The following is a 14660-nucleotide window of genomic DNA, read 5'->3' on the forward strand; positions in this document are numbered from 1 at the left end:
GCGCGGTCTCGGTAATTCAGAGATAGATAGGAATAGTCTAATGAAGCTTGCAATTATTGGGCTGGGTCGCGTGGCCGAGCTTCACGTTCAGGCGCTTCGCCAACTCGGTTCCGACATCTTCATCGGGGGATGGAGCCGGTCGTTGAACAAGGCCGAAGAATTCTGCCGGCGGTTTGGTGGCACGGTCTATGCCACTCTTGAAGACCTCTTGTCGGACCAGCAGATCGACGCCGTCCTTGTTGCCACAAGTACCGCTTCCCATCTCGAGTACGCGAAACGTTCGATTCTGGCGGGCAAGCATGTGCTTTTGGAGAAGCCGCTTTGCGAGCGCGCATCTCAAATAAAAGAGCTTGCCGTACTTGCGAAGGCTCACAACCGAACTTGTATGCCTTCACACAACTATGTGTATGCGGAAAGCATGAGGCGGCTGAACGCTCACATTAAGAATGGCAACCTTGGCGACATCGTAAGCTTTTGGGCGATCTACAATAAGCGGCACGACGCCTCAATTGGCGAACCGGATCTCACAATGCGCGAGCTGATGGTGCACCACGCCTACTGCATGCTCTACTTCTTGGGGCGACCATCTCACGTATATGCGACGGGCACCAACGTACATTTCACGGACAGAAACGCCCACGATCAGTTGATGATCACAGCGGAATATCCCGACGGAAAAATCGCAAATCTTTGGGGCAGCTTTTCCGCCGACGATCGAAGCCGCGAGCCCTGGTCATGTTATTTCAAGGTCATCGGGATGGATGGAAGCGGCGTTGTGCCATGGGACGTTACGAAATTCGGTGATGCCACCATTCCGTTCTGGGATGACGCAACATATTGGGATAGCTTCCTCCAGGTGCAGAATTACTTTCTAAACCATTGTCTGGCAAACTCAGAAGCACCACTATCGACGCTTGAAGACGCTTACGATGCTGCTGTCGTGCTAGACGCAGCACGCCGGTCGTTGCAGGAAAAACGGCGGGTCGAAGTCGACTATTCGTAAGGCGATTGGGAATGCGGAGTTCGGCGCGCATGCGCTGAACCCCGCGGCCGTTTCTTCCTGAAGCGCAGCAAGAGTCATGGCGGAAGGTTCGTCACCGAGGCGGAGTTGCCGGCCGATCCCAAGCTTCGCTACGTGCCCTGCAATGGGCGTACACCACCATCTGTGTCGAGCAGCCGAGTTCGCGTGTGATTGCCAGCTCGCCTTCACCTTATAGAAGACCAGCTGCCCTTCGCCTCGGCAGCTCGCATTTCTTCATCCGGTGCCTTGTATGTTCTCCAGAACCGCTTCGTTGACGGCGGACGATGCCTCCATCTGCGGCATGTGGCCGACCGCCGGGATGACGCGCAGCCGAACATTTTCGGGCAGGTCGGCCGCCTGCGGGAGCGGGACGATCTCGTCCCGTTCGCCCCACAGGAGCGTCACCGGGCAGGTCAGCTCCCGAAGCTGGCCAGCGATCGACTGCAACTGGCCATTGTCGTCGGCGATCGTGTCGGCGATCGCCGACAGCGCCTCCGGCACGCCCTCGAGCCGCTTGAAGCGAAGCGTTCCCTCGACCATGTCGCTGGTGATCTTCGACGGATCGGCAAACAGCCGCTCCAATACGCCGAGCAGCGGCCGGCGGCGTTCCACCGCAACGAAGTCGACGAGGAAATCCCGGCTCATCTGCTTGCTCAGCCCGATCGGGGCGATCAGCGTCAGCGAACCGACGCGCGAGGACCGCTTGGCGGCGATCGCCGCAGCGACAGCGCCGCCAAACGAGTGCGCCACCAGATGGATCCTGCCGGGCGCAACGGCTTCGACCGCCGCGTCGACGGCAGCGACGATCTTCGGGAAGACATCCTCGCCCGCGATCGGCGACGAGGCGCCGTGTCCGGGCAGATCGACCGCAACCACCCGCATGTTTTCGGCGAGCGCCGACTGGTTGAACAGCCAGGTCGAGAGATCGCCGCCAAAGCCGTGCAGCAGCACGGCGGTCTCGTCACTCTCCGGTCCCGCTTCGAGGACGTTGATCACACCACCATCCACAGCGATCGTCCGTGGCGCCGACGCGCCGCCTTCGCCTTCCTCACCCGCACCAAGCCGGTCCGCATAGCTTGCGATGAAGGCGTCGATCTCTTCCGACGTCGCCGCCGCGTCGGCGATCACGCCGGCGAGCGCACCGACCGGCGCCGTCGTTCCCTCGCCAAGGACGATGCGCCTCAGCGTTCCGGTCGCGGCGGCTTCCACGACATTGGTGACCTTGGTGGTTTCGATCTCGAGGATTTCCTGACCGCGAGTGACATGTCCGCCCTCGCCGACCATCCACTGGGTGATCTTGCCCTCGGTCATCGTCATTCCCCATTTGGGAACGGTGACTGCCTCGATTGACGACATCGTGTCTACCTCTTGATGATGGAGGTCGCTGCCTTCACCACGGCATCGGCCGAGGGAATATAGGCGTCCTCGAGATTGGGGGCGTAGGGAACCGGGGAATGCGGCGCCGTCACCAGCTTGATCGGCGCCTTCAGCGCATCGAAGCACTTGTCGGCCAAGAGTGCCGAGATATCGGCAGCCACGCCGCAGCGCGGATTGGCTTCGTCGACGATGACGACACGGCCGATCGTCTCGGTGAACTCGAGCAGCGTGTCCTCGTCGAGCGGCGAGGTGGTACGCGGGTCGATGATACAGGCGGAGATGCCCTCGGCCGCCAGCTTGCGGGCGGCCTCTTCGGCGACCTGGACCATGCGGCCGATAGCGACGATCAGCACGTCCTTGCCGTCGCGCGCCACCCGCGCCTCACCGAAGGGGATCGTGTAGGCGCCGTCCGGCACCTCTCCCACCGTGTCGTAGAGCATCTTGTGCTCGAGGAAGATCACCGGATCGTCGTCGCGGATCGCCTGCAGCAGCAGCCCCTTGGCGTCATAGGGGGTCGACGGGATGACCACCTTGAGGCCGGGAATGTGGGTGAAGATCGGATAGAGCGCCTGGGTGTGCTGCGACCCGGAGCGGCTGCCGGCGCCATAGGTGGCGCGAACGACGAGCGGGGTCTTGGCGCGGCCGCCGAACATGTAGCGGAACTTCGCCGCCTGGTTCATGATCTGGTCGAGGCAGACGCCGGCGAAGTCAACGAACATGATTTCCGCGATCGGCCGCAGGCCGGTGAGCGCCGCCCCCGCCGCTGCGCCGATAAAGGCCGCCTCGCTGATCGGCGTGTCGCGAATGCGCTCCGGCCCGAAGGCGTCCAGCAGCCCGCGGGTGACGCCGAACGGACCACCCCAGGCATCCTTCACGCCGTTGGCGCCGGCGCCGCCGGTCAGATCCTCGCCCATCATGATCACGCGCGGATCGCGGCCCATCTCGAAATGAAGGGCTTCGTTCAGGGCCTGCCGGAAAGACTTCTGTGCCATCGTCGCGGCTCCTTACAAATACTTGACGTAAACATCGGTGGTGAGCGCGGACATCGGCGGGAACGGCGCCGCTCGAGCCGCGCTGACGGCACGGTCGATTGCGGCTTCGACTTCCTCGTCGACGGCATCGAGCTCTGCCGTCTCGACCAGCGACACGTCCTTGACGCGCTTGCGGAAATTACCGAGGCAATCGCGCTCGCGTCGCATTGCCGCCTTCTCCTCGGGGGTGCGGTAGGTGTCGGGATCGCCGCTATAATGGCCGTAGTAGCGCGGCACATGCACATGCAGCATCGTCGGGCCGCCGCCCGCCCGGGCGCGCTCCACCGCCTCGCCGGCCGCGGCATAGACGCTGAAGACGTCGGTGCCGTCGACCTCGATGGTGGGGATGTCGTAGCTTTCGGCGCGGCGGGTGAAGCTGCCGGCCGACACATGCGCATTCGCCGTCGCCTCGCCGAAGCCGTTGTCCTCGATGACGAAGATGATCGGCAGCATCCAGATCTTGGCGAGGTTGAAGCTTTCCGACATCACCCCTTCGTTCATGGCGCCGTCGCCGGCAAAGGCCACCGCCACCTGACCGGTGCCGAGCAGCTTGGCGCTCAACGCCGCCCCGCAGGTGATCGGCGCCCCCGCCGCGACGATGCCGTTCGCGCCCAGCATCCCCTTGCGCAGGTCGGCAATGTGTTGCGATCCGCCCTTGCCGCCGCAGGTGCCGCTGGCGCGGCCGAACAGCTCGGCCATCATGCTGTCGATGTCGACGCCTTTGGCGATCGAGTGACCGTGACCGCGATGCGTCGAGGAGATGTAGTCGTCGTCGCGAAGCTGCAGGCAGACGCCAACCGCGCTCGCTTCCTGGCCGGCATAAAGATGGGTGTTGCCGGGGATGTCGCCGGTACCCATTTCCTCCATGACCCGCTCCTCGAACCGGCGGATCGTCCGCATGGTTCGATAAACGTTGACGAGTTCTTCGCGAGAGAATTGTAAAGCCGACATTTCAAGCTCCCCTTGCTTATGGCTCCCAAAGCTGCCTTTTCACCCGTGCGCCGGTCATCGTTGAGCGTTCGATGCCGTGTGGCGATTCTGATCTTGGCTGCGGTTGACCGACCACGGTCAACCGCAGCCACTGGAATCCACCCGTCTTGGGAAGGTGGACCACCGGACCCCACGCTGACGTCAAGTGTCAGCCAAAAAAGCCTTGCAACTCCCGCGCAAGTGCGTCGGGTTGTTCTTCCGCCAGATAGTGACCGCAGGACTCTATTGCGGTCCCCCGGACATTGGTTGCGATCTTCTGCAATTGCGCCACCAGGTCCGGCATTGACCCCTGATCGGCTCGCACCGCCAGGACCGGCATCTCCAGCTTTCCCTTGGCGCTGAGTTCCCGATTTTGCTCGGCCGACAGCGTTACGGCACGGTAGTAGGCGAGTCCGCCCTTGAGCCCGCTGTACAAGAAGACGCGGAGATACTCTTCGAAGTCGGCATCAGAGAACACTTGCGGATTCGCCGCCTTGCGCTGGAGAAACCAGTTAAGATAGATGTGCTCCCGGCCTTGGATGAGTGCCTCCGGCAAGTCAGCAACGTTGTGGAAGGCAACATGCCAGGTGCGCCATGCAACGTCGGAAGACCAAGGCAGTGCGTCGGGAAGGCTGATGCCGGGTATTCCCGTATCCAGGATGGCTAGCCCTTTAACGCTACTTCCGTAGAGCGCTGCGTAGGGATATGCGACCCAGGCGCCGACATCATGGGCCACGAGAAAGTGGCGATCCACACCCAACTTCTGAACCAGCCCGCGGGCGATCTTCGCAACACTCAACGTATCACAGCCGCCCATCGGGCGATCAGAATCGCCCTGTCCAGGCAGATCGGGCGCTATGATCCTGTAACGCTCGCCAAGGATCGGCATAATCTTGCGCCATGCGTACCAGCTCTGTGGGAAGCCTGCGAACAGAAGGACGACTTCGCCGTACGCTCTCCCGCCAGTGACATAATGCAACCTGACACCGTCCACAGTTGCAAAGCCGCGTTCGAAACCCTCAATCCCGGTTTCGGGCCATTGTTGTCTGTCAACCATCGCAGTCTCCCTCTTGCAGGTATTTTATTGCCTCAATGGCGAACGTCTTCGCCCAACTCGCAGACGGCCTCTGCAACTCGTGAATGTACTGGAATCTTGCCGATGCCCACCGACAAGACCAAACCCCAACCGCTTAGAACGGGTCGCGTGCGGCGGTCAGCCAACCGCCGTCCATCACGTAGGCGCTCCCGTGAACGTAGTCCGCATCATCACTTCCGAGGAATGCTGCAAGCTTTGCGATTTCCTCAGGCTGGCACCAACGGCGAGCCGGCACCTTGCTGATTGCCAAATCCATGTCTGGAGAGGCCGCGTTGTGTTCGGGCAGCGCTAAAGGCGTGGCGGTCGCTCCGGGGCAGATGGAATTTACCCTGATGCCGCGAGCGCCGTACTCAAATGTGAGCTGCCGGGTCAAACCTATGACACCATGCTTGGAAGCAGTGTAGGCCGAGCCCCCCCCGGCAGCACTGAAGCCAGATGTTGACGCCGTATTGATGATTGCGCCTTTTCCCTGTGCCAGCATTTGCGGGATGACGGCTCGCGACATTAGGAACGGACCGGTGAGATTCACCGCCATAACCCTGTTCCATTCCTCGAGACTTACTTCATGTGCTGGAGCATGGCCGTCGAGAATGCCCGCATTGTTGCAGAGAAGATCAATACGCCCCCACCTGGCAATGATCGTTTCTACCCCGCGCTGCACGCTTTGCGGATCGCTCACATCGACCTGCACGGGAATTGCCATTTCCGGCTTTTCCAGCTTTTCAACCGTCTGCACGGCACGCGCCATATTGATGTCGAGAGCGGCGACGTACGCCCCTCTGGATACAAACTCGCCTACCATCGCCCGCCCCATGCCGGATCCGGCGCCGGTCACGACAACCACTCGACCGCTATAGCTACTCACCTCTAAAACCTTTCCTCTCATGATTGCTGCTCTCGCAGCTCGCGTACGATCCATTTCGGCAGATGGTCGCCCATGAGCGGACCTGCCGCCGCTGCCAGCTGCGTACAAATCCTCAATTCGGCACCCGAGCTCGCTTGGAAGCGTTCCGCCAACTCGCAACCGTCACCGCTAGCAAGCATGCAACCAAGAGCAGCGAGAAGACCGCGTTGACCGAAGGCGTGAACCCAAATCGCATCTGGTTGAACACCCAGATCGGCAATGTCGGTGAACCACCGGACAGGAACAGCGTGACCATGACGTCATCGGCAGACAGGGTGAGACCGAGAAAGGCGCTGGCCAGGATCGTCCCCCGGATCATGGGGAATAGAACGTGGGCAAAGCTTTGCCAGCGGTTTGCCCCGAGATCCAACGAAGCTTCCATGAGGCTTGGATCGATGCGCCGCAGGCGAACCAGCAATAGAAGCAGGGTCACCGGCATCACGAAGCTCATCTGGCCAACGACAATTCTGGTGATGCCGGACGGAATGCCGAACAGTTCCGTCCCCAGCACCATCTCGATGCCCAAGACGACGCCCGGGGTGGCGATTGGAAGAGCGAACGCCATTTCGTAGAAGCGCGCTCCCTTCAGTCTTGCGTAGTGCACGATGAGGGCAAAGGCTGTCCCGACCACAACCGATACCGACACGACACACGCAGCAACCACAACAGAGCGCCGCGCAGCCTCGATCAGGGACTGGTCCTGAAGAAGTTCGTGGTACCAGTGCAGTGTCAGCCCCTGAAGCGGAAAAACCTGCAGGTTTGCCGAGTTGAACGAGAACAGCACGATGATTGCTAGCGGCGCATACAGGTAAGCAATCGCAGCGACAAATCCGGCGGCGCCCAGACGGCGACCAAAGCGGGTCGCCGCGGACGAAGCCGCCTGATCAGACTCTCCCCCGACCATGACTCCCCTAGCAGGGCACAGTGCAAGGATGACGCCAAGAAGCAAGGCAACGCTCAGCATCAAAGCAACGGCGACGGCCGCACCGTAAGGCCAGTTGTTTGCAAATCCGAATTGTGTGGAGACGACTACCCCTAAGGTCGTGCCATCGATTCCGCCGATCATTGCCGGAGTGACGAAGTCGCCAACAGTCACGAGAAACGCCAGTGAAAAGCCTATCGCCAGGTTTCTGCGCGTAAGCGGCCAGACAAGATGGACGAAGGTCTGAAAGGCGGTAGCGCCGGAGTCTTCCGATGCTTCGAATAGGTCCCGCGGGATCTTCTCGAACGCCCCCATGGTCGAGATGAAGATGAACGGTACAGAGATGTAGGCGAAGACGATCACGACTGCCGTCGGGCTGTAGAGAAACGCTTCCGATGGCGCGTCCAGAATGCCACTCGACACTAACGCCGCATTGAGCACGCCCGACTGACCGAGGATCACCCGCCATGCGAAAATCCGCATCAGGAGGCTGATCCACAGCGGGATTACAACGAGCATTGTCAGCAGGGCTTTATTCCGTCCGACAACCCTGCCTACATAGAAAGCCAGCGGATAGGCAATCATCGTAGCGAATACGCACGCGATGAAACTGAACGAGAGCGTGCGCCACAGCAACGCCCAAAAACCCGCCGAATTCCAGATGCGCGCGTAATTTACCAGCGACGGTTCAAAGAGGATCACGCCTGCCGACGACTTGAGGAAGCTCGTTCCTATGAGCAGGAGGTTGGGCAGGAAAACGATGAGGAACAGCCAAGCCACCACAGGAGCGCTTGCGAAACTGAATTTCAGCGGCAAGCGTCGCCGGAACGTTTTGCCGTCAGCAGCTATTGTCGCGATACTATCAGTCATAAAACACCTGAGTGTTTATGAGATCGAAGCCGACCTGCACCGGTTGACCTACCAAAAAAGTTGACTCTCGTGCGGCTGGCACGGTTCCGATCAAGCTGATACCGCCGCAACGGACGTTGACTTCACAGTTCGTCCCCAGGAAAAGGACGTCTTCGACTATTCCGGGAACTGCGTCGGGCAAGCGGCCGGCACCGTTGGGCGCCATCACTTGAACCGCTTCGTACCTTATTGCCATCCGCGCTGTTCCACCTCGTTCGGAGGTAAGACCAGCAATTCTGGTTCCCTCAATCGTCCCAGCATAGCCGCTGCCCTCCGGCTCAAAGTGAACGGGGACGAGGTTCGAACGCCCTACGAACCTGGAGACGAACTCGTTCTGAGGTGCGAAATAAATTTCTCTCGGGGTAGCCAGTTGGGCGATTTTGCCATCGTGCAGGACGACAACGCGATCTGACATGGACAGCGCCTCGCCCTGATCGTGCGTGACGTACATGAACGCGATCCCGAGTTCCTTCTGCAGGGCGACCAATGTGTGTTGCATCTGCTGCCGCAAGCGGAGATCGAGAGCGGCAAGGGGCTCGTCGAGAAGAAGAAGTCTTGGCCGGGAGACTATGGAGCGCGCCAGAGCCGCCCGCTGTCGTTGTCCCCCCGAAAGCTGGTGAGGCAGCCTGTCGGCAAAAGTTGACAGTTCGACGAGCGACAGCGTTTCCTCGGCCTTCCTCCGACGACTTGCCTTCGGCTCGCCCTGCATCCGGAGGGGATATTCGACATTTTCCCGCACCGTGAGGTGCGGGAACAATGCATAACTCTGAAATACCGTGCGAACGTCCCGCTTGAATGGGGGCACGGCATTCATCACATCTCCGTCCATCACGATCTGGCCGCTATCTGGCTTTTCGAAGCCGGCAACGGTCCTAAGGATGGTAGTCTTACCGGATCCACTCGGGCCAAGTATCGAGAAGAACTCTCCAGGCTTCACCGAGAATGACACCTTCTCGAGCGCCGGCTTTTGTGCGCCCTCATAGGTTTTAGATACCCCCACAAGCGAAAGTACCGGGCCAGCTTCACGCGTTCCCATGGGCAGTCTCCAGAGCTAATTTGGGCCGAAATCAAAGGGTGCCGGCCAGGAAATCATTCCAGATCTGGATTCGCCGTTCGACGTCCTCGGGCTCTCGGAAGAATACGAGGTTATCCTTGAAGCCAGGGTCCTCGGAATCCGGGACATTCGTATTCTTCAGCTCCTCTTCAGTAAGCCCGGCCTTGAGGGCGTCCGCGCCCGTAAGAATGCCGTTGCTACCGGAGAATTTCATGAACCTCGCCTGCCAAGGGAGCGACATGGTGTCATTGAGGAACTTATAGACGATGTCCCGCTGCCCCTTCGGCGTCACGAATGTACCTTCGATCCAGGAGGGAGTGCCTTCTTTTGGCAGCGAATACTTGGAATTCACGCCTTTTTTCTTAAGCGAATTCACAACAGCGACATTGTGACAGTAGCCGATCAACGCCTCGCCGGACGCGTAGAGGTTAGCCGCATCGTCAAAGCCACGGGTAACCACCCGAACCTGCTGTCTCAGTGCACGAAGCGCGTCCGTGACGCTCGTAAACTCTTCCTCGGTCAGGTTGAAAGGGTCCTTGGCGCCGACGTAGAGCGCGACCATCGGAATATTGACGGTAGCGTCATCGAACGTCGTCACCTTACCTTTATACTTTTCGTCCCAAAGGTCGCCCCAAGTGGTAGGTGGCTCTTTGATCACATCGGCATTGTACTGGAGCGGCTGCGTGCCCCAGTGGAGCGGGATACCCATAAGGGTACCTTCGACTGAGAGGGGCTCCTTCCAGTTCAGCCCCGGAAGCACATTTGCCACGTTGGGAACTTTGGAGATATCGAACGGACCGATTTGTCCTGCCTTCTTGAGGCGCCCGGCTGTGGAAGCCTCCGAGTAGACGACGTCGGGCTTGACAGCGCCGGACTGCAACTGCGCGAATACTTCATCCAGCGAAGAAATAATAATTGGCTTTACTTTAACTCCGCCGTTGGCAGCTTGCCATTCGGCGATCCACTCAGGCTCATGGTAGGTCTCCCAGGTGAGCAGTGTAATCGGCTCCTCCTCTGCCCAGGCGCTTCGAATGATTGCCGGTGCAACGAGCGAGCTGGCTGCCAAGGCACCACCAGCTTTCAGGATCGTGCGGCGAGTAACCGATCGCGGCATGTTATCGAACATTTCTGGATCCCCTTTTTTATTATCTAACTAACGACAGTTAGATAAATCCAAATCGCGTCCGCTGTCAATATTTTTTGGAATGTTATCGTTTACATACTCTCCGAGGAGCGGCTTGGGGGAGAAGCTGTCGCCTCCTAAGAATTGCACGAGCCGAGACATACATATAGATGAAGGAGGTACGAAGCCTTGTTAGCGGAGGCTCAAAGCCGCCATGTTGTTAGGACCCTGTAGATGACCCTGCCGCCTCGAGTTCAGCAAGCGTGTGATGAAATGCGCCGCCACCTCGATCAATTTGACTGGACCAAATTGACTAACGGGCGCCGCCAAGTTCTTGAAGCTTTTCTCGAACTTGCAACGACGCAAGGTTTCTCGGGCGTAACGATGAGAGGACTTGCCAAGGCTCTCGACGTGAAGGCGTCGAGTATATATTTCCATTTTCCGGACGGGCGAGATGAAATCGTCGCCCAGACGCTGCGGTGGCATTATCACTGCTGGGGTTCCGCGATCCTCAGCGCTGTCGAGAACAGCGCTGGCGTGAACGAATTTTGGGACAGCATGGTACGAACGCATGTGAAGCGGCAGCTCGAACTTCCAGAAAGCGACCTGTGGGACATACTCGTTGCCACGGATCGTATTTGCGGTTTCCTACAGCCAGGAATTCGGCAGGAAATTGAGCACTGGCTGCAATTGTGTGTCCGAATGTACGAGGCAGCGGCCTGCGAAATGGGCTACAACAATTGTGAGGTTTCGGCGCGCGCCATCATGAAGCTGCTCGATGGCGTCAGGTCATGGTGCGACTCGTCGGGAACTGGTGTCGACCCTGAAGCCTGTACCGCACGTTCAATTGCGATTTCACGCGCTATATTGGCGTCGCAGTCTGATTGCGCAGACGCCACAGGTGGTCGCGCTGAGCCCCCAAATAGCCAGCCAGGAAATTGAGCGCGACGTGATAGGCGCCGGGTCTACTCATTGCGGCGCCGCGACTGACGCATAAGCTGGCGCTTTGGGTATGCGCTGATGTCCATACGGCCGCCATCTCTCGAACCCAGCTCAAAATCGTTCAAGCATTCTCCTAAGTTGCGCATTCTCTTTGCGCAGCATTTCCGCGCATAGTTCTTCAGAACGCATATTTTCCGCATTCAGGAGGTCAAGCTCGCTCTATCGGTCCAAGTGGAAACCACCATCCTCTCACGTTTCTCGCATCTTCCGGAAATAACCCTTTCGGTTGTTTCACGGTTCGTGGGTTAGCCTGCGCGACCTGCTCTAGCCGCCGAGAGTGGTCTCTAGGCAACAGGGATGGCTTGTTCTAAACACAATTTGGCACGCATTGATGGGCGCCATCTCCCTCGGTTTGATACTGCTTCGAGACGGACAACAGGGAAGCGACCGCGCGCGCCGGGCTTATAAGGGCTACCGAAGATTCGGGAGGGAAGGACCGCTCACGCGTTCAACACCTTGCCATAAGCGTCGAGCACGCTTTCCTTCATCATCTCGGAGAGCGTCGGATGCGGGAAGATCGTGTGCATCAGCTCTTCCTCGGTCGTCTCCAGATTCATGGCAACGACGAAGCCCTGGATGAGCTCGGTGACTTCCGCGCCCACCATGTGCGCGCCGAGGAGCTCGCCGCCCTTCTTGTCGAAGATCGTCTTGACCATGCCCTGGTCCTCGCCGAGCGCAATCGCCTTGCCGTTGGCGCCGAAGCTGTAGCGGCCGACGCGAATGTCCCGGCCGAGCTCTTTGGCCCTCGCCTCGGTGAGGCCGACGGAAGCGACCTGCGGGTCGCAATAGGTGCAGCCCGGGACCTTGCTTTTGTCGAGCGCATGGACGCTTGGGACGCCGGCAATCTTCTCGACGCAGATGACGCCCTCATGCTCGGCCTTGTGCGCCAGCATCGGCGGACCCGCAACGTCGCCGATCGCATAAATGCCTGCGACGTTCGTCTTGCCGTAGCCGTCGGTGACGATGCAGCCGCGGTCGGTTTTGACGCCGAGCGCCTCCAGGCCAAGGTCTTCGATATTGCCCTGTACGCCAATGGCTGAGATCAGGCGATCGGCCTTGATTTGCGTTGTCTTGCCGTCTTTCGTCTCGACATGGGCCGTGACGTCATTGGCGCCCTTCTCGACCTTCGTCACCTTGGCGTCGGTGAAGATCTTCATGCCGCGCTTTTCAAGCTGCTTGCGGGCAAAGGCGGAAATCTCGGCATCCTCGACCGGCATGACCTGCGGCAGGAGTTCGACGACCGTGACGTCGACGCCCATGGAAAGATAGAAGCTGGCAAATTCGATGCCAATCGCGCCGGATCCCATGACCACCATGGTTTTCGGCAGCTCTTCGGGCTTCATCGCCTCGAAATAGGTCCAGATCAGCTTGCCGTCAGGCTCGATGCCGGGCAGTGCCCGCGGCCGGGCGCCGGTCGCAATGATGATGTGCTTGGCCGTATAGGTGCCCTCGCCCTTCACGCCCTTCGGCACGGGATTCTGCGGCTGGACGGCCGGCTTCGACGGTGCGCCGACGACGATCTCGCCGGGCTTCGTCAGCTTGGCCTCGCCCCAGATCACGTCGATCTTGTTCTTCTTCATGAGGAAGGCGACGCCACCGTTCAGCCGCGCCGAGACGCCGCGCGAGCGGGCAACGACATCCTTGACGTTGGCTGTCATCTTGCCTTCGAGCGTCAGGCCATAGTTTTTGGCGTGGTTGGCATGGTCGAGAATCTCGGCGGAGCGAAGCAGCGCCTTCGTGGGGATGCAGCCCCAGTTCAGGCAGATGCCGCCCAGATGCTCGCGCTCGACGATCGCCGTCTTCAAGCCCAGCTGCGCCGAGCGGATGGCGGTGACATAGCCGCCCGGGCCCGAACCGATAACGATGACGTCGTAGGACATGAGCATTCCTTGAAAAAAAAATTGGGGGACGCGCCTCGGCTCGACTGCGCCGCGGCAACGATCCCCCATAGTTGCGGGAGGAAACTAGACCAGCATACTCAATGGATTCTCGATGAGCGCGCGGAACTTCGCGAGAAGCTCTGCGCCCAGCGCACCATCCACGGCACGATGGTCCGTGGACAGCGTTACGCTCATGACCGTAGCAACGCCCACCCCCCCTTCTGCGGTTACCACCGGCCGCTTCTCTCCGGCGCCGACCGCCAGGATCGTGGAGTGGGGGGGATTGATGATCGCAGCGAATTCCTTCACGCCGTACATTCCGAGGTTTGACACCGCTCCCGTGCCGCCTTGGTACTCGTTGGGCTTCAGCTTTCCTGCCTTGGCACGCGCGGCCAAGTCTTTCATCTGGTTCGAGATGGTCGAAAGGCTCTTTTGCTCCGCCTGGCGGATGATCGGGGTGATAAGCCCACCGGGGACGGAAACCGCCACGCCGACATCGGAATGGCTGTGGCGCACCAGATGCTCGTCCGTCCAAGACACGTTAGCGTCCGGAACACCCGCCAGAGCGAGTGCGTAAGCCTTGATGACGAGGTCGTTCACCGAGAGCTTGTAGGCCGGCACGCTCTCGATCAGCGGCGCCGCAGCATTGAGCTCCGCGCGCAATTTCAGGAGCGCGTCGAGCCGGCAGTCCGCCGCAAGGTAGAAGTGCGGAACACTGCTCTTGGCCTCGACGAGCCGCCGTGCGATCGTCCGACGCATGGAGCTGTGCGCCTGAAGTTCGTAGGACCCTTCGGGAAAATGCCGAAGCGCGTTCTCGCCTGCGATGCTCCCCGGAGCCTCCGACTGAACCGCTGCGGGCTCGGCCTGTGCCCCGGCATCGACGACCGTGTTGGAGACTCCCAGGACATCGGCACTGACGACGCGGCCACGCGGGCCGCTGCCGTTTAGCCTGGCTAGATCCAGCTCTCGCTCCCGCGCGAGGCGTCGTGCGAGCGGCGTGGCGCGGGGGGCGCTGTCAACTTTCTGTTCGACTGCGAGCTCCGCGGCCGGCGTCTTTGCTTCGGACACCGGCAGCGGACTTTCGGCGGTGGCCGAAGGCGCAAGAGGGACGGCCGTCTCGTTGACGGCCTCTCCCTCGGCATAGATCCACGCGACGGCCGAGCCGACCGGGATATCCACGCCTTCCTTGCCGGTCACGTTACGCAGGACTCCGCTCGCCGGCGCGTCGATTTCCATTGCGGCTTTGTCGGTCTCGATCTCGAAAAGGACGTCGCCCTCCTTCACGGCATCGCCCTCGCCGAAGAACCACTTCGAGATCTTGCCGGTCGCCATGTCCATGTCGACCTTCGGCAAAATGACTTCGGTCGCCATA

12 protein-coding genes are annotated in these 14660 nt (G+C 60.1%); 2 read left to right on the forward strand and 10 right to left on the reverse strand.

The genetic code is table 11. The annotated features are described in order from the left end of the window. The first annotated feature begins 40 nt into the window (after positions 1-40). Positions 41-1003, forward strand: coding sequence for a Gfo/Idh/MocA family protein (locus tag RHIBR816_RS0118355; RefSeq protein WP_018238042.1), 963 nt, complete (start codon positions 41-43; stop codon positions 1001-1003). A 252-nt stretch (positions 1004-1255) separates the two neighbouring features. Here the strand turns inward: RHIBR816_RS0118355 and RHIBR816_RS0118360 are convergent, their stop codons facing one another. The 8 genes from RHIBR816_RS0118360 to RHIBR816_RS0118395 form a co-directional block, all read right to left on the reverse strand. Continuing rightward, positions 1256-2377 (reverse strand): acetoin dehydrogenase dihydrolipoyllysine-residue acetyltransferase subunit, encoded by a 1122-nt coding sequence (locus tag RHIBR816_RS0118360; protein WP_026187154.1) that lies wholly within the window; start codon positions 2375-2377, stop codon positions 1256-1258. A 5-nt stretch (positions 2378-2382) separates the two neighbouring features. Further along, a complete protein-coding gene (locus RHIBR816_RS0118365) occupies positions 2383-3390 on the reverse strand; it encodes an alpha-ketoacid dehydrogenase subunit beta (RefSeq protein WP_018238034.1) in 1008 nt (335 codons plus the stop codon). Positions 3391-3402: 12 nt separating this feature from the next. Further along, positions 3403-4380: a thiamine pyrophosphate-dependent dehydrogenase E1 component subunit alpha gene (locus RHIBR816_RS0118370; RefSeq protein WP_018238044.1), complete on the reverse strand. Its 978-nt coding sequence runs from the start codon at positions 4378-4380 to the stop codon at positions 3403-3405. A gap of 187 nt (positions 4381-4567) precedes the next feature. Further along, positions 4568-5455, reverse strand: a complete 888-nt coding sequence (locus tag RHIBR816_RS0118375) for an alpha/beta fold hydrolase (protein WP_018238045.1) — start codon at positions 5453-5455, stop codon at positions 4568-4570. A gap of 133 nt (positions 5456-5588) precedes the next feature. After that, positions 5589-6359: an SDR family NAD(P)-dependent oxidoreductase gene (locus RHIBR816_RS0118380; RefSeq protein WP_034816531.1), complete on the reverse strand. Its 771-nt coding sequence runs from the start codon at positions 6357-6359 to the stop codon at positions 5589-5591. Between the two features lie 112 nt (positions 6360-6471). Beyond that, positions 6472-8190 (reverse strand): ABC transporter permease subunit, encoded by a 1719-nt coding sequence (locus tag RHIBR816_RS0118385; protein ID WP_026187156.1) that lies wholly within the window; start codon positions 8188-8190, stop codon positions 6472-6474. Continuing rightward, entirely contained in the window at positions 8183-9265 is a 1083-nt protein-coding gene (locus RHIBR816_RS0118390) for an ABC transporter ATP-binding protein (RefSeq protein WP_018238048.1), read from the reverse strand. Before RHIBR816_RS0118390 ends, RHIBR816_RS0118385 begins: the two co-directional genes overlap by 8 nt. Before the next feature lie 31 nt (positions 9266-9296). Next, a complete protein-coding gene (locus RHIBR816_RS0118395; RefSeq protein ID WP_026187157.1) occupies positions 9297-10409 on the reverse strand; it encodes an extracellular solute-binding protein in 1113 nt (370 codons plus the stop codon). Positions 10410-10640: 231 nt separating this feature from the next. On the opposite strand from RHIBR816_RS0118395, the gene RHIBR816_RS0118400 reads away from it, so the two are divergent. Further along, a complete protein-coding gene (locus RHIBR816_RS0118400) occupies positions 10641-11348 on the forward strand; it encodes a TetR/AcrR family transcriptional regulator (RefSeq protein ID WP_018238050.1) in 708 nt (235 codons plus the stop codon). 500 nt (positions 11349-11848) lie between these two features. On the opposite strand, the gene lpdA is transcribed toward RHIBR816_RS0118400, so the two are convergent. Both lpdA and RHIBR816_RS0118410 read right to left on the reverse strand, forming a co-directional pair. Then, the gene (gene lpdA, locus RHIBR816_RS0118405; RefSeq protein WP_026187158.1) at positions 11849-13294 is read right to left on the reverse strand and encodes a dihydrolipoyl dehydrogenase; all 1446 of its coding nucleotides are present in this window, start codon (positions 13292-13294) and stop codon (positions 11849-11851) included. A 78-nt stretch (positions 13295-13372) separates the two neighbouring features. Then, a complete protein-coding gene (locus tag RHIBR816_RS0118410; protein ID WP_018238052.1) occupies positions 13373-14659 on the reverse strand; it encodes a dihydrolipoamide acetyltransferase family protein in 1287 nt (428 codons plus the stop codon). Position 14660: the final 1 nt, after the last annotated feature.

Source organism: Ensifer sp. BR816 (assembly GCF_000378985.1).
Lineage (GTDB): Bacteria > Pseudomonadota > Alphaproteobacteria > Rhizobiales > Rhizobiaceae > Sinorhizobium.

Excerpts from the sequence above, each read along its gene's own strand:
- RHIBR816_RS0118375 (WP_018238045.1), bottom strand. The coding sequence starts at position 5,455 with ATGGTTGACAGACAACAATGGCCCGAAACCGGGATTGAGGGTTTCGAA.
- RHIBR816_RS0118410 (WP_018238052.1), bottom strand. The coding sequence starts at position 14,659 with ATGGCGACCGAAGTCATTTTGCCGAAGGTCGACATGGACATGGCGACC.
- RHIBR816_RS0118370 (WP_018238044.1), bottom strand. The coding sequence starts at position 4,380 with ATGTCGGCTTTACAATTCTCTCGCGAAGAACTCGTCAACGTTTATCGA.
- RHIBR816_RS0118365 (WP_018238034.1), bottom strand. The coding sequence starts at position 3,390 with ATGGCACAGAAGTCTTTCCGGCAGGCCCTGAACGAAGCCCTTCATTTC.
- RHIBR816_RS0118395 (WP_026187157.1), bottom strand. The coding sequence starts at position 10,409 with ATGTTCGATAACATGCCGCGATCGGTTACTCGCCGCACGATCCTGAAA.
- RHIBR816_RS0118400 (WP_018238050.1), top strand. The coding sequence starts at position 10,641 with ATGACCCTGCCGCCTCGAGTTCAGCAAGCGTGTGATGAAATGCGCCGC.
- RHIBR816_RS0118385 (WP_026187156.1), bottom strand. The coding sequence starts at position 8,190 with ATGACTGATAGTATCGCGACAATAGCTGCTGACGGCAAAACGTTCCGG.
- RHIBR816_RS0118390 (WP_018238048.1), bottom strand. The coding sequence starts at position 9,265 with ATGGGAACGCGTGAAGCTGGCCCGGTACTTTCGCTTGTGGGGGTATCT.
- lpdA (WP_026187158.1), bottom strand. The coding sequence starts at position 13,294 with ATGCTCATGTCCTACGACGTCATCGTTATCGGTTCGGGCCCGGGCGGC.
- RHIBR816_RS0118355 (WP_018238042.1), top strand. The coding sequence starts at position 41 with ATGAAGCTTGCAATTATTGGGCTGGGTCGCGTGGCCGAGCTTCACGTT.
- RHIBR816_RS0118360 (WP_026187154.1), bottom strand. The coding sequence starts at position 2,377 with ATGTCGTCAATCGAGGCAGTCACCGTTCCCAAATGGGGAATGACGATG.